Here is an 18,117-nt window from a genome sequence, read left to right as displayed (position 1 = left end):
GAACCTCTTCGACCTGCGGCGCCACGCCGTCGTGCTGAACCTGGAGGCGATCCTACGTCGCAGCGGCTTCGCGAAGGCCGCGTAATTCAGGTGGGGCTCGAACTGTTCGGCGCTCTAGGCGCGCGTCTCCACGCTCTCCGTCGTCAAATACCGCCGCTCCGCCCGGGGCACGCCGTACCTCGTTTCAATCTCCAGATAAGGCCGCCCGGGCGCATTCCGCGGAAACGCGAAACTCGCGGTATTCGCATATCGCTCCGTGAGCGCCTCGCGGTGCGTGTGACCAAAAACCACGAGCCGCGCGCCCGTCGTGTCCGCGATCCGCTCTGCGCCCTCGGCGAGCTGCTCGGCCACCGAGCCGCGATAACGGTTGTGCCCGCGCGCCCAGCTCAAGGTCATCGCCAGCGCGCCCATCGAAAAGGCCGCCCCGCCCGCCCGCTTCTTGCCGAGCGCCGCCGCCGAGAGGCCCGCGCTCATCGCCAGCGTCGAGAGCACCCGATCGAAGTAGAGCCGCGAGAAGGTCCGGCTCACGCTCGCGAGCGTCGGCTGCGCGCCGAGCGGGAGCAGCGCGCTCACGAGCTCCGGCGGCACGCCGAGCTCGGCGATGAAACGAGCGGCCTCCTCCTGACCGATGGGCGCCTCGTCGTCCGCGCGCCGCTGATAAGCCCGCCCGCTGCGCAGGATCGCCCCGATCGCGGCGTGGAAATAACGATAAATCACGTAGGGGGCGCGCGGGCCGTAGAACGAAAACGCCGAGAGGAAGAGGCGCATGGGCGTCTCGTCGTTCATGTTGAGGTAGCGGAATGCGCCCGTCGGCGCGATGAATTGCTCGACGAAATGGACGCCGAGGCTCGCTTCGCCCACGACGAGCGGGTGCGCCGGAGCGTTGTCCGGGTCGTAGAGGTGCCCGTGCTCGATGTGGAGGTCGCCCTCCCGAAAGAACCAAGGGGTCGTGCGAAGCCGCGCGCGCGCCTCCGCCGGAGGCTCGAGGGCCTCGAAGAGCGCGCTCCGGAAATCGGCCAGCGCCAGGGCGGCGTCGTGGTTGCCGCTCACGAGCCAGAGCTCGCCCCCTCGCGCGAGGTGCCGGCCGAACGCGGCTTTGGCGGCCGGATGCGCCTCGAATACCGCCTCCACCGCGCGCGGCAAAGGCAGGCGGGGCAGATCGGCCGAGAGATCGAAGAGGTCGCCCGCGCACACGATTCGCGCGCCCGGGTGCGCGTCGACCAGGCGGGCGAGATCTTCGGACACGCTACGCGGTACGGAACGGGTCAGGTGGACGTCACCGAGCACGACCGTGGAGGGTGATTGCACCATGGTCACCTCTTATGACCCGTCCAGCCGGGGCGAGCAAAGTGAGTTTCGGGGTCGCCGAGCGCCCGGTGGTCTACCGCCCCCATACCCCCATCGACAAACCGCAGCCCACGCACCAGAGAGCCATTCATGGAGAGCTCGATCCGTCGCCGAGAGGCCAATGAGCAGCCTCTCATGGACCAGATTCGCCACGCTCTGCAGAGTCGGGACGTGGAGGCGCTCGCCAACTTGTATGCCGAGGACGCCGTCCTCGAGGAGGTCTCGAGCCTGAACCCACCGGCGCACCCCATCGTGGTGCAGGGCCGCGACGCCATCCTGAAGCAGCTCCGCGACGAGTTTCAGCGCGACCCGGTCGGCGGGTGGCATCGCGAGGTCAAGAGCACGGACATCATCGACGAGATGGAGACCGACGAGGCCGTGGCCTTCACCGAGGTCCGCACCTACGCGGCCGGCGACAAGGTGATCACGCAGCACCTCGCGCACAAACGGAACGGCCGAATCCAGCACGATCGGCTGGTCGTCGCGCGCGACTCCGATTAGCCGCCGCCGTCATCGAGGCGAAGCCGGGAGCGCTCGTTCGATCGCGCGCTCCATTTCGGCATACGCCTCGGCGCCGAGGGCGAGCTTGCCTCGGTGGCGGAGAAGGACGCGGCCGTCGGGGCCGAGCAGGGCGAAGGCCGGGATATCGACGAGCCCGGCCGTCTTCGACCATGTGCCGTTCGTGTCGAGATAGGTGGCATAATCCATCTTCTCTTCACGTGTGGCCTCCTCGGCGGCCTTGCGTTCGGCCTCCGCGTCGTCCGGGTCGAAGCTCGAGACCCCGATGACCCGCAGACCGCGGGCCCCGAAACGTCCGTGCAGCGCGAGGACCGCGGGCACGGACGCTCGGCAAGCGCTTCAGGTCGGGTGCCAGGCCTCGAGCAGCACCAGCTCGCCGCGGGCCTCGGCGAGCGGCGTGGGCGCGCCGTTCACCCACGAGGACGCCTTCATATCCGGGAAATCGGCGAGGGGCGCCGTCGCTTCGTTCGCTGAAACCTCCGGGCTCGGCGGGTCTTTTTTTTCGCAGCCGAGCGTGGCGAGCGTGAGCGTGAGGAGCGCGAGGGCGAGGGGCTTCGGAGGGCGCATGCGCGTGTCAGGGCTTGCAGCCGAGCCGGAGGCTTCGATTCACCTCGCCGGCGCGGATCGCGTTGTTGCCGCTGCGCGTGGCGATCTCGATGGCGCGGGCCTGGATCGCGCATTTCTCGGCCGTGTAGCGGTCGGCCATCACGTGCAGCACCTCGGTCGCCTCGAGTGGCCTCCCTTCGTCTTCGAGGATCTGCGCGAGCCGGTTCAGCTCCTGCTTGATGACGTCCTCGTTGCTCTCGGCGAGCCGCACGAAGAAGGCCGCGGCGTCCTTCGCGCTGAGCGGCTTTCGGGTCGCGGCGAGCTTGGGCGCGTCGCGGTAGATCTCGTCCACGGTGCCGGCGGGCCCGTGGATCCGCGCCGCGCTCGCCGCGCCTTCGAGCGCCTTCCACGACTCGTCGAGGCGGCTCAGCTTGTGCAGCGAGAGCGCGAGCCTGTAGCCTGCGACGCTCGTGCGCTCGCTCGGCGTGTACTCGACGACGCGGGCGTAGAGCTTGTAGGCGTTCTCGTAGTCCTCGGCGTTGAAGAAGAACTCGGCGAAGTTCCAGTAAGCCTCGGGCACGAGCTCGCTCTTCGGGTGCTTCTCGATGAGCTCGAAGTAGATGGGCCGCGCCGAGGCGCCCTGTCCGTACGCCACGTAGAGCCCGCCGAGCCGGAAGAGGACCTTGTCCATGTCCTTGTAGTCCGGATGATCGGCGAGCAGCCTCTTATGGGCCTTGATCGCCTCGGCGGCGTACATGTCCGCCTTCTGGATGAGCTTCTGCGCCTCGGGCTTGAGGCGCTTGACCGCAGCGTGGTTACGCGGCGGCAGCACGGGGCCGGGCTTGGCAGGTGCGTCGCTGACCTCGCCCTCGGGCTCCTTGGGTTTGGGCGGCGGGGGCAAGGAGGCGACGTTCGGGTCGGCTTCGAGGGCGCGGGCGTGGTTGTTCTTCGAGAGCTCGGCGAGCAGCTCCCCGAGCCGATCGAGCGCCTTGGGCCGCCCGGGGTCGGACTTGTCGATGGTGGAGAGCAACGAGTTGAGCTGCCCGACCTCGCCGAGCAGCGCGGCGTCGGGCCCGGCCTCGGCTTGGGGCTTGGGGTTGCCCGAGGAGCCTTCGGACGAAGGATCCTTGGGATCGGGCGTTTCGCCGCCGCCACACCCGGCGAGGGCGAGGGAGAGGGCGAAGGAGACGAGGCAGGGGGCGAACGTTCGCATCGAGCGCATGCTAGGCGATCTTTACCGTCCGGCATCCGGGGCGAGCAAGATCGTGTCGCGCGTCGGTCGTGGTTCTTTCAAGCCTCCTGCTTCGAGGCGAGCAGGCGCGCGAGCCTCTCGGGCTCGACGCGTACGGTGAGGATCTTCTCCCGGTCGAACGTGACGGCGCCGGGCGCGCTTTTCCTGGGCTTCCGGACATGGCGGCGCTCGACGTAGCTGACCTCGCAGGCGTTCTCGCCGCGGGCGTCGCTGAAGTGGGCGGCGAGGGTGGCGGCGTCGACGAGCAGCTCGGCGGGGCAGTTTTGTCCCTTGTCGAGGGGGACGATGACGTGGGCGCCGTGGATGTTCTTGGCGTGGAGCCAGAGGTCGTGGGGCCGGGCGTGTCGCGTGATGAGCTCGTCGTTGTCCTTGCCGCCGCGGCCGACGAGGATGGTCCGCCCGAGGGCATCGCGGAACGCGTGGTACGGCCTGCGCAGCTTTTCCTGCTGCCGCGAGGTTTTCCCGTGGGAGGCGGCGTCGATCTCGGCGGGGGAGACGCCGGCTTGTCTGGCGCGCTCGGCGAGGGCGTCGAGGGCTGCGGGATCGGCGGGGGCCGCGGTGATCGCGTCGACGAGGGGCAGGAGCGTCTCCCAGGCGTGTTCGGTGTCGGCGAGGCGCTTCTCCATGACGGCGGCGCCGCGCTGGAGGCGCCTGGCCTTCTGGAAGAAGGTCTCGGCCTGGGACTTCGGTGGTTTGTCCGGCGCGAGCGTGACCTCGAGGGGTCCGCCTTCTTCCCAGTCGTCGAGGGAGGCGCGTGTCTGTCCCTTGGGGATCTTGTGGGCTTGGGCGATGAGCAAGCGTCCGATCTTCTGGAGGCGGGGGGCGTCTTGCAGGCGCGCGAGGTCTTGCCGGACGGCATCGGCGCGGCGTTCGATTGCCTTGAGCTTGGCCTTGGCGGCGCGGAGGAGGCCTGCGCGGAGCAGCTCGAGGGAGCGAGCATCGGAGGTCTCGACCATGGCGGCGCCGTGTCGTTCGAGGGCCTCGGTGGAGTCGATCCATCGGGTGGGATCGACGCCGTCGCGTGGGGGAGCGTGTTCGGGGTCGGGATCGAGGGGCCAGGTGACGAGAGCCCCTGCGGGGGAAGCGACCTGCGCCTGTCCACGACGTCCGACACGAAGGGAGAGGCGAGCGGGTGGGAGGGCGTCGTCCGGGGGGTCGAAGTCGAGGTGGAGAGCGCCGTCCTGGAGGAGGATGGAGCGGAGGCGGCGATCGAGGAGGTGGGCACGCATGGCCGCGACGAGGGGATGTGCGGCGGTGGCGCGCGCCCGCGGGAGGCGCGGGAGGAAGCCGAGTCCGGCGACATGGGGGCCGAGGCCCGCGGCGAGGAGGAGCTTGCGGCCAAGGTAGAAGGTGAGGGCGAGGAGGCCGGTGTCAGGGCAGAGGTGGGCTGCTTCGAGGCGGGCGTGGAGGAGGGGGGTGAGGGGGGAGGGTTCGGGGAGGGTGGTCATGGCGGGGGGAGAAGGTGTATACAGGCTGGTCGAGGCGGGCGGGAGCGGAGGAGAGGCGAGCAGGCGAGAAGGCGGCGAACGTACGGAAGATTGGGCCCCGTGGCGGAATGGTAGACGCAGGAGATTTAAAATCCCCTGTCCGGAAGGACGTCTGGGTTCGAGTCCCAGCGGGGCCACTAGCAGTGAAGAGGCTGTTTTTGTGACAGCCGGGGGGGAGGGGGAGCAGGAGGCGGCTGGCACGTGGGTGGCACGTGAGGTCCGGGAAGGGGAGACCGGGCGGCCGAGTCAAGGGGGACGCGCGGAAGACGTGGTGAAGGGGGCGGACGGCGGAGGCGGAGCGGGCGGAGCCGGGGCGGGCTCGGTTGGGGGACCCGGAGCGGGTGGGCTCGCAGGGCCGCGGGCGGCGATGCTGGCGGCGTTGATCGAGGCGCAGCGGGTGGCCGTCGCAGCGGGGGATTTGGAGGCGGCACGGGTGGCCGCTGAGGCGGTGGGGAAGTTGTTGGTGGGGATTGCATAAGCGGGATCCGTGTTTCCCTGATGAGGGGCGCCGCTTCATTCGCGCCGCCCCTCATCAGGTAAGGCTCTCGATTGAGAGTCAGCGGAGCAGGTGGGGATCGAACCCACGCAGGGCGATAACCCTGGCCACTGTTATTATGCAGGCGCTTTTACCACTCAGCCACCGCCGGCAGCGCGGGAAGAGTCCTCGCGCGCTGCCGGCGAGTGCCGAGCGTGCTTCCATGTCAGGGTCCCTCCCTTCCACGTGGCTTCGACGGGTCAGAAGGTCTTGCGACGCGATATCGGTTTTGCTCCCTTGGAGTTAGGTTGGTGGGGGTACCGGTGGCGTGAAACGAGCCGCTAATATGGTTGATGTTTCCATTCCGTAGGCTATCAGTCAGAGCAATCCGCACCTGTCGAAGGAGCCAGCCTTCTTGGTGCTGACGCAATCCTGACGGCCAGTCGTTCATCGACTGAAAAACAGTGGAGTGGATCACGCATGTCGCGATTGACGAGTCCCCATTCAGCCCGTTCAGTTGCACCTGGATGTTCGCGCCTCCCGCAGGGGGCGGCTGTCGGTCGATGCGGCAATGGTCACCCGAACGGATAGTGCCTGCGTTCCCACGAAGTTCACCAAATTGAAGGCGCGCGATAAGGATTGTTGCCTCCGTCCGCACGGTCGAGGCCACGGCGTCGACACCGGGGTGCCCGGGTGCAGGTCCAGCGTCCTCAACGCGAACGCGAACGGCCTCCGCACTTCCACTGGACGCACTGTCCGATCTACCCATTCGACACCTACCCACCCCCCCTCGGCACCATGCCCTCGGGCCCCTTCCCCCCCTCAATAGTGCTCGCGCATCCCCGATGCGCATCACCTACCTCTTCTTGCGGCGCCCACGAGCGGATTCGCCCCCGAGTTTCCGAGAAATCACAAGTGCCTCTTCGAGATGATACTGCATCCGGGCCAAGTCATCCGATTCATCGCGCCACAGTTCAAGTTGCTGGACTTCACGCGGGCTGTCGTCCGAGTGGGACAACAGAGCGATCGCTTCGATACCAGGCATAACTTCCACAAGGATGCTCTTTAGTCCACGAAGAGCACCACGCGGCCTGAAAGCGTGCACGTCCATCATAACTTCCAGTTCGGGGACCGCGAGGTCACACGTTGGTCGTGCTCTCATGTCAAACGGCCGCTCAATTTCACGCGCCACCCGCAACGCGACAGCCCCATCTCCGGTCGCCGCGAAGCTCGCTTCGCGGTGCAGGCCCGAACACAATGCATACCACGGGAGGACATCGCCGCTCAGCCGCTGCCCGAGTCGATAGTGTGCAAGTGTACCTCCGGATACGTGACTGAGAAGGTATCCAAGCAACAGTAGCGTACCGACATCGCTCAAATTGTTGCGGAGCTGCTCTGCGACTCGACTGAATAGGGTAACTCGATCCTCGATGGTCATTCCGGGCATTCTCGCCACGTCCGCGTCCAGTCCTCGAAGACTTGGCGAAAGCTCCTGCAGTGCGTCGCTCTCGACCACACCTGCCTGCCACAAATGTGTGCAAGCTGTAAAAACAGGTCGGGGCAAATCTGTTCCATAACTCGATTCGCCGGACGCCAAGGCAGCAAGCACGTTCCATGCGGCGGCGTACCGCCTTTGCGATGCCAGACGAACTTCATCTCGCAGAAGACCGAACAGCCTCAAGTAATTTTCGAATGCTTTGCGGACAGTTTTTCCTGAACGGTCTAAAGCAATAGACCTTGCGGCGATGAAAGAAAATGTCGCAGCGCACTCACGAGTGGTACACGGAGCATTCGTTTGAGAACGCGCATCCATGATCACGAGTGCAATGCTTGCGGCAAGAAGCCGCCGATCCACCATTTGTCCATAGTCCTCGACAAATTCTTCCTGGGTTAGTACGCGACAGAAGGCAGTAAATGGCGAGTACGCCTCAAGATACGTAGTCACCCAAGCCAACATAGCTCGACGCTCGGCCTCTGATTCAACGAGCGCAAGATGGGGCATCGCATCCGCCTCATCACCATACCAAACCAGCGCTGGTCCTGCGAATTTGCGAGGGACTGAGCGGACACTCGAGAGCCCTTGAATCCTCCTTCCTGACGCCAGCGTCTGGAGGTCTTCCCTAGTTGCTCGCAACTTTAGTTGCATCTTTTATCGCGTCCCGCCGAAGATTGCATCCCAACCCGGTTCGTCTGCCACGTCCTCTTCATCCCGCAGTGCTTCGCCGAGCCAGCCAGCAAAATCCGCCTCATGATAGATATCTAGCGCAGTTTTGGCCCGCGTCACTGCTGTGTATGCTAGATTGCGTTGCTCACGACCCTTGTTGCTTTCAAAGGAAGGAAGGTGCACAACCCTGAATTCAAGACCTTTGGCGGAGTGAATTGTGCAGCAAACCACATGTCTCTCGTCGTCCCACCCGACCCCTTCTGAAAGCTTATACGCTTGCCCTGCAAGTTCCGAATTACCAATGTACTCCCAGAATTGATTCAGGATATCATTTCTGGTGCAGAGGACGCCCAAATATTCACCCGGGTAACTATCGAGCTGAAGCTTGAGTGACTCCACAATTTGTTCGAACTGCTGACGCAATGGTTGGCGATGTATACGAACGCGCCCAGGTGGTCCTGGGTAGTTTGAGGTTGGCTTGATCGCAACGTGCCCCCTGCTTACCTTCGCAAAACGGTCGGCTAAATCGCAGATTTGTGGTGCGTTTCTGTAATGAAATCGCAAAACCTTGCGATCCTTTGCCGGGATCAGCTTCGATATTTCATCGAGCCCAGCCGCATTTTCGTAGATGAGCTGGCGATCATCACCTACAATGAATAGGTTAGATGCACAGCGAGAGAACAAGCGAATCTCTTCTTGTGTGCAGTCCTGCGCTTCATCGAGTAGTATTGTTGTATGGAGCGTCGTAAGGTTCCGCGCTTCTATCTGATCGAACAGGCGTTGCGCGAGCTGCGAACGACGCGTAGTCAGGTCATCCGATAGATTGGCTAAGGAGCCCCCGTTAGCGTTAAGTTGGCGCATCATCCACCCCATTGTCGTGTCAACTCGATCGGGAGGGAATACGCCATAACGCCGGGCACCAGCGACCAGAAACGACTTCAGTGCAAGCGTAAACGAGAGAACTGCAAAATTATACATTCCCTTCCCGTGAAGGTAGTTCGCTCGAAGCAGCAGCAGATTCGTTTTGCCTGAACCCGGAGGCCCAGAAATGAGAAATCGGCCGGTATCACCCAGGCGCACCACGGCACGCTGATCTTCGTCGAGTTGCTTTTCGTCAACCCACCATGTGCTCATCAGTCAAACCTCCTTTAGGAGCGCCAGCAGCGCTGATTCGATTTGGGCGAACGCCGTCGAATCAATCTCATCCCATCCGTGACCAACCGCGCGGAGTTCACCATCTTCCTTGTGACCCAATCCGGCGCGCACGGTTAAGCGTGCGCCGACCATAGTTGCCGAAACAATAAGTGGAATCGCGTGAGGCAAGGCCATAACGCCACCTGGCTCAAGCACGGCCTTCACCCTGATGGTCGTTCCTACTATCTCTGAGTCGACGGTAGAGCGCGATATCGCGATGCAAAAACGCCTGACCTCAGACTCCAGTTGGCGACGAAGGGATGCCAGTGTTCGTCGCGCGGTCTCGGCGCACTCTGCTAGATTGGCTGCCGGAGCTATGGGGCTTGGCTTTTCTTCTACTACGGTCGCCAATAGCGCCCGAACCTCAGCCATGCTCTGCGGACGTGCCTTGGGGTCCAGTAGTGTGGTTTGGTGCACAAATTTGTACCATGGCCCTTCTGGAAGGTTCGACTGTATCATGACAGGATCAGGATCTTTACCTGTTGCAAGATACGATACAACCCGACCTAGGCTATACACATCCGCTGTGAACGTCGCCCCGTGAGGGTCATGGTACATTTCGGGAGCTGCGTAGCCTAGTGTGCCGATGAACCGCGTGTCCGAAGTAAGAATGGCGGTCGTCTTTCCATGTGGCTGCCTTACCAATCCCCAATCGGCAACAACGAAGCGAGAGCCCCCGTTTTCCGTGACGCGAAGGATATTGCCGGGGGTAACGTCTCGGTGAACATGCCCCGCCGCATGCGCTGTCTCCAGGCCACCACTCACATCTGTGACCATTGCTACTATTGCTGGATGAGTAAGCGGTGACAGTTTTCTCAAATCGCCATCCGCAAGAGGCATAATGAACCACTTGCCCTTCGGATCTGCGTCGAGGATGGGCATCACGTTGGGATGCACCAGGCCACGTTGGATGTCAATTTCGCGTGCCATGCGGCGCCGCGCGTATTCAGTCGAGAATGATTCTTTGAAGGCCACCTCGCGTTGCGTCGGCTTGTGAACCGCGCGGTACACGGTTGCGCAGCCACCTCTGCCGATGGGCGTGCCTTTGGTAACCTTGTAGTCTCCGCGCTCTCCTGCCATGGGCGCGGTGTTCTACCACATCGCAGACGCGTTGGGATAGTGCTCTGGCCTCCGGTCGCGGCGCAAGAATATGTAACTGAACCAACGGTCCGCCGTTACCCTGGAGCCTCCCGTGGCCCTGCGGGGGGGCCAGCGCGCTCCACGCAGTTCGGCCCTACCGCCCCCGCCCCCGCCTCCGCGGCGGCCTTGCCCCCGCCCCCGGCTCCCCCCGCGCTGCGCCGCATTGCTGCGCTCCCCATTCGCCACTTTCGCGCCCAACGCGACATGACGGCCTGCACGGCATCATCGGCGCCAATCTTTTTGGTGGCGTGGGGAAGGCGCTGCTTGGATCGGGTGCTAAGGACGCGTGCCTGATGCTGCCCGCGCGCCTGCCGCTCGAACGATCCACAGCCGAAGCGCCGGGAGCGATGCCCGCACCGCGGCGAGCTCCCACAGCTCCGGGCCCGTGGGCCTACTCATTGGACGGCGCCTCCCGCCATCAAGATCAAAATGCGGGCCGCATCGCGCAGCCGCTCGGGTCCTTCCGAGACCGGCGCGCCTTCCACCGGCTCGCACGCCCAGCACTGTCCGTCTTCCTTGCGGACGCGCCGAAGCGTCCCGATCGCGCGCCCTCGCACCTCGAGCCGATACCCGAAAGCGATGCCGCGTAACCTCACGAGCCGGCTCACACCGGAACCCGCAGTTCGACGTGGGTGATCCCCTCGCGGAGGATCTCCGCCATCGGGTCCCCGGTCCTGGCCTGCACGAGCGTCACGACGCCCTGTTCTTCGAGCCGAACCAATGCCGGGCGGATGGCACCCTCATAGGGGAGGTGGGGCAGCTTCTCACGTAGCCGGGCCGTCGAGATCCGACCGTCCCTGTCAGGACGCAGCCGCGAGAGCGCCAAGTGCACGACAAAAGCCGTGTAGGCAGCTTCCCCCTCACGCCGAGCGGCGAGCGCTTCGCGAGCCACCTCGATCGCCGCCCGTTGATACAGCGGATCCGCGAGAACCACTTCGAGCAGCAGAAACTCGCCGTGGCCCTGATCGGCGAGGTTCCCGAGCGAAAGACGAGTCACTTCCTGCGAGCGCGGAGGGGGAACGGGGGGCAGCCGTTCAGACACGCGCGACGTGCCGAAGAACGCATCCCCCATCGCATCCCAGAACGACGCCCATCCAGCCTTGAACCGCACCCAGAGCGGCACCGCCGGCGGCTTGACGATCGTGTCGCGCACAGCCACGAGGGGCTCGGTGAGCGTCTGCCGCTCGTGGACGGCCCCCGTCCCGGCCCCGCCGTCCACGAGCGCCGACCCCTGCCACACGAGCGTTGCCTCGTCCTCGTCATCGCCCGTCGGAACGGGCGTAGGTCGGTCTTGCAGGGCGAGCATGACGCGATCTCCTTCCGAAGGAAGGCTCATCGCCCGAGGACGAGGCGTGCGTGCACCATTCCGCTTTCACACGGACCTGGCCATTGCCATGACGCAGTCAGGCGCGCGCCCGCGCCCCGTCCCCGAGCGACGAGCCAAGGAAAAACCTCCCCCTCCCGGGCCGATGTTGCGGGGCCCTTCCTGACTAGGTGCGCGAGCAGGGGATCCCCAAGCCACAAATCGGCCCGGGAAGGGTGAGGCCGGGGGCTATGCCCAGAAGGCCCCCAGCGAGCCCGTGTGCACAAAATAGCTTGCGGGCTCGCTGCGAGCATCCGGAGCAACTTCGCCCCTCAGATGGATATTCGCCGCACGCCGATCGTGGTGACAACGAAGCCCGAGATTTTCTCGCGCGGCTCGCGCGCCGCCTACGCCTGCCCCACGGTCAGCGCGAGGCCCGTCGCGTCGCGCCTGGCGAGGAGATCGGCGGCGTTCCACGTCCGGATCGGGAGGGCGCTCGAGCCGAGCATGTAGAAGACGGCGGTCAACTCAGGGGCATGGTACGCCACGAGCTCAACGCCCGGGAACACGGTCCACACGAAACGCAGGCGGTCACTGACGCGAGGTTCCACGCCCGCGACGGTAGCGCGGCGCGTTTGTCCTGGGAAGGGCCTACCTGAGGATCCAGTGCGATTTGCGGCAACAGAAGGTGATCGCGCTGTTCTTGTTTGGCGAGGCCGAACCCTTCGGCGCACCGCCGGAGCTCGAGCACGTGCCCTGGAAGTACGTCACGTCCGTCACCGCCTTGGCTCCGATGGCGCGGCCAGGGGGGTGGACGTCGATGCACTTCTCGTCGATGGACGAGATGCTGCTCTTCTCGAACTCCAACGAGCACGCGCCATCGGAGTAGAGACGAAGCGATCCCATGCACCCGCTCCCCACCGGCGCCCCGCACTCGCACGCCTCGCAGCCCCGATCATCGATCGGCTCCTCGGGATACATCTCGTACCGCTCGAAGTTGTAGTTGTCCGGGCACGGCTCCGTCACGCCCTTGCCGTGCACGCAGTAGAGAAACTCGGGGCCAGGATCGGCCACGCAGTACCTCTTGTTCGCGCTCTCGCCGCACGTGTCATCGTGCGTGTTCGCCATGCACGCGAGCGCGCCGAGCTTCCACTCCCTCGTCGTGGTGAACGCAGGCGCGGCGCTCTTCGGCGCGCAGGACTCGCTCGTCGGACCAGGGAGCGCCGACGCCAGCACGGACTGCGCGCAGAGCTCGCCGCCGCACGATGCGCCGGCCGGGAGCCCGTTCTCGCTCGTGCACGATCCATCCCATCCCGCCGGCCCGCTGAACGGCAACGAGACGGCCGCGCTCTCCGCGCACGTCCCGGCGCGGATCTCGATCGACTGCGGCGGCTCACCGTCGCATGTCCCTTCCGAGGGCTCGCACGCGCACGCCTCGCACTCGGCCGGGGGCGCGACGAGCTGGTCGAAGAGGCGGAACTTCTCGTTAGGCGCGTCTTCGGGGCATGCCGCAGGGAGAGCGTCCGCTCTGGCGAACCGGACCGAGACGGGGACCTCGCTCCAGTAGCCAGCGCCGCCGCTCGGCACGGGCACGCATTTGCCCATGCAGGTGTTGCCGGCCTGCGGCGTGGGGCCGGGGTTGAAGGCCCCTGCTTCCGGCGCTGCGTCGAGCCCAGCATCGGCGAGCTGCGCCTTGCAAAACTCGCTGGGAAACGGCGCATCCGGATCACACTCGAAGATCCCGGTTTGGGGTGGCGCCGAACAGCCCAACACGAGGGACACAACGACCTGCACGACGAGACGCTTTCGCATCGCTCAGAACTCCCAACCACCGGTGACTTGCGCGCCGATCATGAGCGGCGGCTGATCCACGAGAACCGTTTGACCAACAACAATCTTCATGCCGCGGCTGAGCCCCAGGAGGTCGACCGCAGCTTGCACGGAGAAGGACCGGCCGAGGGACAGCCTCGCACCAACGCGTCCGCCCATGCCTGGCTGGATAAACGACACGGACTCCTCCTCGTAGCTGGCTCCGTCGGCTGAGACGTTGGTCGCCCCCACGTGCCCGAGCGCGCAGCCGACGAGAAAACGGTAGTGCAGACACGCACTCAAGATCCCCCCCACCGTCATCGCGCTGATCGGCTCGCCCGCAACGCCTGACGGCAGCCACGCCGCGCGGCCCTCGATGCCGATGGACACGATCTCGTTGGGCCTCAAACTACCGCCAAGCACGGCGCCTACCGCCGGCTGCCACGACGCCACGCCGAACAACACGACCGGCCCCGCGTTGATCGAGCCGCCGATCCCGCGCTTCTTCTCGTCACCGACGACACCCCCGCGGATCGGCTCTCGCCTCGTCAGCTCGTCGTCGGGGGGCTCGTCGAGGTTCGTCGCAGGCCCGCTCTCGCGCCGCCGGAGCAGTCGCTCCGGAGGATCAAGCGGCGCGAACGAGGGAAGCGGACGCAGGGCCAGCGTATAACGCAACGTCCCGCCCTTGATCGCCTTGAAATCGATGACCGCGTCCTCGAATCCCTTGAGCGCCGCCCGCAGCTCGTGCTCGCCGGGCGGGACGAAAAGAATAAAACCCGTGTGTCCTTGGCGATTCTTGGGCACGCCGTCCAGCGTGACGTGTGAATGCGGCTCGGATACGGTCACCTCGACGCGGCAAACCTGCGAGATCGCGACGTCGTACGCCGTGAGCCAGGCATGCCGTTCCTGTGGCGAGACCTCCGGTCCACGTCCGCGCTCAATCGCATCGAGCAGCAGATCCGCGGCCTGCGTGGGCTTGCGCAGCTCGACGAGCAGAGCCCCGAGGCGCCCACCTACGATGGGATCTTCCTTGATCTTGAAGGCTTCGGCGTACGCCATCGCAGCCTCGGGCAGCTTCCCCGCGGCCCGCTCGCGCTCCGCCTTGGCGACCAGCGCCGTAAATTGTGCGGCCTGCACGGCTTCGTCTGCCGAAAGCGAGGGCGGCGGCGCTTCCTCGGCGAGCGCAGGCGCCCCGAGCACGAGAAATGCGGCAATGACGAGACCGGACCGCAGCATGCCGCCCAGGGTACACGATCCGCGACAAACCGGTCAAGATGGTAGAGACAAACCAAGGAGAAAAACGAGGAGCTACCGGTTGCCCTTCGGGAGAAACGAGAGGCCCGAGAGCTCGACCACGACCGGAGGGTGTGTCACGGTCGGACGCGAAGCAGCACGTCCGAGAGCCGGCACTTTCGCCGGCTTGGCCGCGGGCGCGGGCACAGTTTCCGGGGGAGCTGCGGGCGGCGCGGGCTCCGGAGCCTCGTGCACCGCAGCCAAGATCGGCGCGCGATACCCGAGCCCGGTACGCGCCATGGGACGCTCGGGCACCGGCGCGAGCAGGAGCAGACCGATGATCACGCCGAGCGCGTTCCCTGTCGGGTGGGCGTAGCCGAAAAGCTTCCGGAGCCGTTCGAGGCGGGCTGCATGGTCCTCGTCGACCAGCCACAGAAAGGGCATGAAGCTGCGCAGGTCATCACGCGAAATGCCGCTTTTGTCGAGGAGAAACGTCCGCGCGCGCTCGAGCCGCTTCTTCGCCAGGGCTTCCGAGATCCCGAGCTCTGCGGCGGCCTCCTGGTGCGACCACCCCTCGATGCCGACGAGCAGGAGCACCTCGAAGAACTCGGGAGGCAACTGCTCCATGGCCTTGGCGATCTTGCGCTGGACATCGCGCCAGTGGGCGATGCGCTCGGGTGAGGCGGTCGGCGCGGGCGTGACTTCGGTCTCGCCATCCTCCGGCGAGAAACGCGCGTCGTAACGCCGCTTGGCGCGGTCGCGGTCGCGGGAGACGTTCGCGGCGATCCCGAGCGTCCATGCCCGTTGATCGCCGACCTCGGGATCGTAGTTCTCGCGGCTCTCGACGGCCTTGGTGAAGACGTCCTGCGACTCGTCCTCGACGCCGTCGTTGCTGTTGGCGCGCTTGTGGCTCTCGCCCGCGAGGAAACGCGCAACGTCGGCACGCAACTCGACAAGGCGGGCGAGGAAGCCGGGACCGTCGCCTGGCTTGCCCTTCGGTTTCTTGCCCATGACTACTATTGGCCGGTCGAGGGAAGTGGTGACTCCGGTTTTTCGTGTCGTGTGCGATTTTTGGACGGCGCGTGATGTTGGTCACTTCTTCAGGTTGAAGAACGCCATCTTGGTCTCACGATTCCTGATCGTCACGATCCGCGTACGCGACCCGCACTCGACCACGTGCGCGCCCGGAGGAAGCTTCAACCGGAGCGTCGTGCTCGAAGTAATCGACTGACCATCCACGGAAAACTCACAGGAGCCGCCCACGGCCACGGCGACAAGCGTCCCCAGCTCGGGGGCGAGGCCCGCGGGCGCGCCGGACGACGCGGCCACGGCCGGGGGGATAGTGCTCACCGGCGCGGCCGGGAGCGGGGCCGGTGCAGCGCGCTGCTCGGTTGGGACGCGCTGGGGTGCGCTTGTTAGGCTCGGGGCCGGCGCAGCGCGCTGCTCGGCCGGGACGCGTTGGGGCGCGTCGGGGGCGGCGGTCACGGACGGCGGCACCGGCGGCAGCTCGTCGACGACGGACGGCTCGTCGGGGAGCTCGTCGACGGCCGACGGCGTCGCTGCTGGGGACGTTGGAGGTGGCTGCTGCGGGGTGAGCTTGTAGACCGCAACCGCCGTGGTCACCATGCCGATCATCGAGAGGAGAGCAACGCGCCACGGGCTCATGACCGCGAGGTTTACCACCGCGAGGAGACCGTGTTTGTCAGGGAATGGTGAAGGTTTTTAACGTTCCGGACGCTGAAATAGGAGCTTGGCCGCAATCCCCAGCAGTCCGAGCCCGACCGATCCACGGCCCTGCTGCGTCCTGCGTGGCGCCTCGACGTCGAGCCACGGCCCGACGTGCCTCGCGCACATCTCCGGCAGCACACGGGAACACTGTGCCGCGTGCGCAGTCGCATCCGCCTTCGCGCTCGCGTACGAGTAAACCCACAGCGCTCCCTGCCGCGTGATCGCGGGCCGCTCCAACGGCCCAGCACGCTCGAGCGGCAGCCCCGTACCCATTCGCAGGACGCGCACCGTGGACGCGAATGCCCGCCCCTTCGGCAGCTCCTCGGTGTACGTCTGGAAGGTATGCGTGGCTACGAGCAAGATCCGCCCGCGTCGAGCATCGTCCGCGAGCGCGCGAAGCCAGGCAATTTGCCACTCGGCTGGCGGCCATGAAGCATGCGTTCCGTCGGCGAGCAGATACGCGCTTGCCCGAACGCCGGACATGCAGAGGGCACGCACGCGCTGACACCCGGCCGAGTACCCGATCAACGCGACCCGCGACACCTCGTGCACTCCGGCCCGGTGATGGGCGAACTCCAGGAGCTCCTCCATCATCGGGCCGTTGGCGAGGCCGTCGGCGACGATGCACGGACGAGGTCCAAACGCGGCCCGCAACTTCGGATCGAGGTCACTGCTCACGAGGAACGCCAAAACCAGCGGCCTCGGATGCCCCTCTCCGGCTTGGACCAGTCGAAGTGCCACCCCCTACCTCCGTACGAAAATCGCAAGTGCGAGAACGCCCCAAAGTGCTCGACCGATCGTGCTTTCCCCGCTTCCCAATTCGTAGAACTCGACGTCTTCTCCGTAGAAGAAGCGCAGGATGGTCCGATGATCGTACCCGTGCGCGGCCAGCCAGTGCGCGCAATGCTGGCCAAGACAGCCGCGGTTCCCTGGATGCGACCGAAGCGAAAGGCCGGTGGGGACGACTTCGGATCCTCGTCTGCCGACGTTGTAGGTCACCCAGCGTTCGGTCTTCGTCGGATCGGACCCGAGCGACCCGTCCGGCTTCCAGAAGGCGCCCGCGACATGGTTCGCGAGGATCATGCGCCCCTGGTATCGGAGCACGATCCCCTGCGTCACGGAGGCGGCAACCACGCATTCCTCGCTCGCCCCTCGCGCGAACACCTGAAACTGCTCCCCGCTCGGAATCGCAGTCGTCCGCCCCAGCGTCGGCCGATCCCGCATCGCCCGCAACACGAACGTCCGCGCCGCGATGGCAAGCGCGGCTTTCGCCTCCGGATGCGCGTACGGATGCTCGCCCGCAACCACCCGCGGCACGTACTCGCGCTCGAGCGAGAGCCATCCCGCAGACGTGAAAACACGCTCCGGAGCTTCGGAAGGCTCCTCTCCGATCACCATGCTCACACCTGAAATCCGTGCTGCACCACGAAGATCCCGCACTCCGTCACCGGCGAGTTTCCCGGATGCAGCCAGACGCGCGCCGTCGCCCGTCCCGCGTCGCTCGCAAAACGGAACGTCCATCGTTCCACCGGGCTCGGGTACTTGGCCATGGCGACCACTTGCCGCTTCTGGATCAGCGGCCCGACAATCACCGTGGGCAGCGTGGCAAGCAATGCCTCCTTGCCGAACACCGGATCCAGAAGCGTGAGCGTGGCGGAGACCCGCCACTGCGGGGGAGGCTCGTCCCCCATCAGCGGCGGCTGCTCGATGATCACGACGCAATGTGTCGACGGGCCGAACTGCGGATCCGATTCGACGACGTTATGCTTCGACTCGCTATTGATCTCCGCCACGCTCACGGCATCCCCCCTTCAGGTCTTCACGCCCGACTGCTGCTGATGGTGCTGGAACGCGATTCCGTTGAGGGAGAGCTGCACGTAGAGCCCCACCTCGAGCGGCCGCATGACCACACCTCCGAGT

At 65.6% G+C, this 18,117-nt stretch carries 19 protein-coding genes and 1 tRNA gene; 3 read left to right on the top strand and 17 right to left on the bottom strand.

The window, feature by feature from the left end:
- Window positions 1-114: 114 nt before the first annotated feature.
- Entirely contained in the window at window positions 115-1,311 is a 1,197-nt protein-coding gene (locus GF068_RS42780) for a metallophosphoesterase (RefSeq protein WP_240808257.1), read from the bottom strand.
- A gap of 171 nt (window positions 1,312-1,482) precedes the next feature.
- Between GF068_RS42780 and GF068_RS42775 the strand changes: the two genes are divergently transcribed.
- Window positions 1,483-1,848, top strand: a complete 366-nt coding sequence (locus GF068_RS42775; RefSeq protein WP_170320051.1) for a nuclear transport factor 2 family protein — start codon at window positions 1,483-1,485, stop codon at window positions 1,846-1,848.
- Window positions 1,849-1,857: 9 nt separating this feature from the next.
- Here the strand turns inward: GF068_RS42775 and GF068_RS42770 are convergent, their stop codons facing one another.
- The 4 genes from GF068_RS42770 to GF068_RS42755 form a co-directional block, all read right to left on the bottom strand.
- Window positions 1,858-2,187, bottom strand: coding sequence for a TlpA family protein disulfide reductase (locus GF068_RS42770; protein WP_153825348.1), 330 nt, complete (start codon window positions 2,185-2,187; stop codon window positions 1,858-1,860).
- Between the two features lie 18 nt (window positions 2,188-2,205).
- Entirely contained in the window at window positions 2,206-2,433 is a 228-nt protein-coding gene (locus GF068_RS42765) for a hypothetical protein (RefSeq protein WP_153825347.1), read from the bottom strand.
- 7 nt (window positions 2,434-2,440) lie between these two features.
- Window positions 2,441-3,625, bottom strand: coding sequence for a hypothetical protein (locus tag GF068_RS42760; RefSeq protein ID WP_153825346.1), 1,185 nt, complete (start codon window positions 3,623-3,625; stop codon window positions 2,441-2,443).
- 77 nt (window positions 3,626-3,702) lie between these two features.
- Complete coding sequence (locus GF068_RS42755) at window positions 3,703-4,539, bottom strand: NFACT RNA binding domain-containing protein (RefSeq protein ID WP_338046792.1); 837 nt, start codon at window positions 4,537-4,539, stop codon at window positions 3,703-3,705.
- Here GF068_RS42755 and GF068_RS46000 point away from each other — a divergent pair.
- Window positions 4,447-5,226 carry a hypothetical protein gene (locus GF068_RS46000; RefSeq protein WP_338046793.1) on the top strand — a complete coding sequence of 260 codons (780 nt, stop codon included), beginning with the start codon at window positions 4,447-4,449 and terminating at the stop codon, window positions 5,224-5,226. The genes GF068_RS42755 and GF068_RS46000 overlap by 93 nt on opposite strands.
- A tRNA-Leu gene (locus GF068_RS42750) sits at window positions 5,206-5,288 on the top strand. The genes GF068_RS46000 and GF068_RS42750 overlap by 21 nt, the downstream gene beginning before the upstream one ends.
- 1,194 nt (window positions 5,289-6,482) lie before the next feature.
- Here the strand turns inward: GF068_RS42750 and GF068_RS42745 are convergent.
- The 12 genes from GF068_RS42745 to GF068_RS44045 all read right to left on the bottom strand — a co-directional run bounded on the left by GF068_RS42745 (window position 6,483) and on the right by GF068_RS44045 (window position 17,996).
- Window positions 6,483-7,628 carry a hypothetical protein gene (locus GF068_RS42745; protein WP_153825344.1) on the bottom strand — a complete coding sequence of 382 codons (1,146 nt, stop codon included), beginning with the start codon at window positions 7,626-7,628 and terminating at the stop codon, window positions 6,483-6,485.
- A 147-nt stretch (window positions 7,629-7,775) separates the two neighbouring features.
- Window positions 7,776-8,924 carry an ATP-binding domain-containing protein gene (locus tag GF068_RS42740; protein WP_153825343.1) on the bottom strand — a complete coding sequence of 383 codons (1,149 nt, stop codon included), beginning with the start codon at window positions 8,922-8,924 and terminating at the stop codon, window positions 7,776-7,778.
- A 3-nt stretch (window positions 8,925-8,927) separates the two neighbouring features.
- Window positions 8,928-10,064 (bottom strand): serine/threonine-protein kinase, encoded by a 1,137-nt coding sequence (locus GF068_RS42735; RefSeq protein WP_153825342.1) that lies wholly within the window; start codon window positions 10,062-10,064, stop codon window positions 8,928-8,930.
- Between the two features lie 664 nt (window positions 10,065-10,728).
- Complete coding sequence (locus GF068_RS42730) at window positions 10,729-11,430, bottom strand: hypothetical protein (protein WP_153825341.1); 702 nt, start codon at window positions 11,428-11,430, stop codon at window positions 10,729-10,731.
- 404 nt (window positions 11,431-11,834) lie between these two features.
- A complete protein-coding gene (locus tag GF068_RS42725) occupies window positions 11,835-12,038 on the bottom strand; it encodes a hypothetical protein (protein WP_153825340.1) in 204 nt (67 codons plus the stop codon).
- Between the two features lie 40 nt (window positions 12,039-12,078).
- The gene (locus GF068_RS42720) at window positions 12,079-13,239 is read right to left on the bottom strand and encodes a hypothetical protein (RefSeq protein WP_153825339.1); all 1,161 of its coding nucleotides are present in this window, start codon (window positions 13,237-13,239) and stop codon (window positions 12,079-12,081) included.
- A gap of 3 nt (window positions 13,240-13,242) precedes the next feature.
- On the bottom strand, window positions 13,243-14,472 hold the full coding sequence (locus GF068_RS42715; protein ID WP_153825338.1) for a hypothetical protein: 1,230 nt from the start codon (window positions 14,470-14,472) through the stop codon (window positions 13,243-13,245).
- A gap of 72 nt (window positions 14,473-14,544) precedes the next feature.
- Window positions 14,545-15,417 carry an RNA polymerase sigma factor gene (locus GF068_RS42710; protein ID WP_170320050.1) on the bottom strand — a complete coding sequence of 291 codons (873 nt, stop codon included), beginning with the start codon at window positions 15,415-15,417 and terminating at the stop codon, window positions 14,545-14,547.
- A 144-nt stretch (window positions 15,418-15,561) separates the two neighbouring features.
- Window positions 15,562-16,134, bottom strand: coding sequence for a hypothetical protein (locus GF068_RS42705; protein ID WP_153825336.1), 573 nt, complete (start codon window positions 16,132-16,134; stop codon window positions 15,562-15,564).
- Between the two features lie 57 nt (window positions 16,135-16,191).
- Window positions 16,192-16,938 carry a hypothetical protein gene (locus GF068_RS42700; RefSeq protein WP_170320049.1) on the bottom strand — a complete coding sequence of 249 codons (747 nt, stop codon included), beginning with the start codon at window positions 16,936-16,938 and terminating at the stop codon, window positions 16,192-16,194.
- 3 nt (window positions 16,939-16,941) lie between these two features.
- A complete protein-coding gene (locus GF068_RS42695; RefSeq protein ID WP_240808259.1) occupies window positions 16,942-17,595 on the bottom strand; it encodes a SpoIID/LytB domain-containing protein in 654 nt (217 codons plus the stop codon).
- Between the two features lie 2 nt (window positions 17,596-17,597).
- Window positions 17,598-17,996 carry a hypothetical protein gene (locus tag GF068_RS44045; protein WP_170320047.1) on the bottom strand — a complete coding sequence of 133 codons (399 nt, stop codon included), beginning with the start codon at window positions 17,994-17,996 and terminating at the stop codon, window positions 17,598-17,600.
- Window positions 17,997-18,117 lie beyond the last annotated feature (121 nt).

Source organism: Polyangium spumosum (assembly GCF_009649845.1).
GTDB lineage: Bacteria > Myxococcota_A > Polyangia > Polyangiales > Polyangiaceae > Polyangium > Polyangium spumosum.
The sequence above is the reverse complement of the archived record's forward strand: the minus strand, read 5'-3'. Positions and strand labels throughout refer to the sequence as shown.

What these genes read in the sequence shown, in the direction of transcription:
- GF068_RS42705 (WP_153825336.1), bottom strand. Translation starts at nt 16,134, where the DNA reads ATGAGCCCGTGGCGCGTTGCTCTCCTCTCGATGATCGGCATGGTGACC.
- GF068_RS42715 (WP_153825338.1), bottom strand. Translation starts at nt 14,472, where the DNA reads ATGCTGCGGTCCGGTCTCGTCATTGCCGCATTTCTCGTGCTCGGGGCG.
- GF068_RS42760 (WP_153825346.1), bottom strand. Translation starts at nt 3,625, where the DNA reads ATGCGAACGTTCGCCCCCTGCCTCGTCTCCTTCGCCCTCTCCCTCGCC.
- GF068_RS42735 (WP_153825342.1), bottom strand. Translation starts at nt 10,064, where the DNA reads ATGGCAGGAGAGCGCGGAGACTACAAGGTTACCAAAGGCACGCCCATC.
- GF068_RS42720 (WP_153825339.1), bottom strand. Translation starts at nt 13,239, where the DNA reads ATGCGAAAGCGTCTCGTCGTGCAGGTCGTTGTGTCCCTCGTGTTGGGC.
- GF068_RS42695 (WP_240808259.1), bottom strand. Translation starts at nt 17,595, where the DNA reads ATGGTGATCGGAGAGGAGCCTTCCGAAGCTCCGGAGCGTGTTTTCACG.
- GF068_RS42730 (WP_153825341.1), bottom strand. Translation starts at nt 11,430, where the DNA reads ATGCTCGCCCTGCAAGACCGACCTACGCCCGTTCCGACGGGCGATGAC.
- GF068_RS42780 (WP_240808257.1), bottom strand. Translation starts at nt 1,311, where the DNA reads ATGGTGCAATCACCCTCCACGGTCGTGCTCGGTGACGTCCACCTGACC.
- GF068_RS42765 (WP_153825347.1), bottom strand. Translation starts at nt 2,433, where the DNA reads ATGCGCCCTCCGAAGCCCCTCGCCCTCGCGCTCCTCACGCTCACGCTC.
- GF068_RS42740 (WP_153825343.1), bottom strand. Translation starts at nt 8,924, where the DNA reads ATGAGCACATGGTGGGTTGACGAAAAGCAACTCGACGAAGATCAGCGT.
- GF068_RS42745 (WP_153825344.1), bottom strand. Translation starts at nt 7,628, where the DNA reads ATGCCCCATCTTGCGCTCGTTGAATCAGAGGCCGAGCGTCGAGCTATG.
- GF068_RS42775 (WP_170320051.1), top strand. Translation starts at nt 1,483, where the DNA reads ATGGACCAGATTCGCCACGCTCTGCAGAGTCGGGACGTGGAGGCGCTC.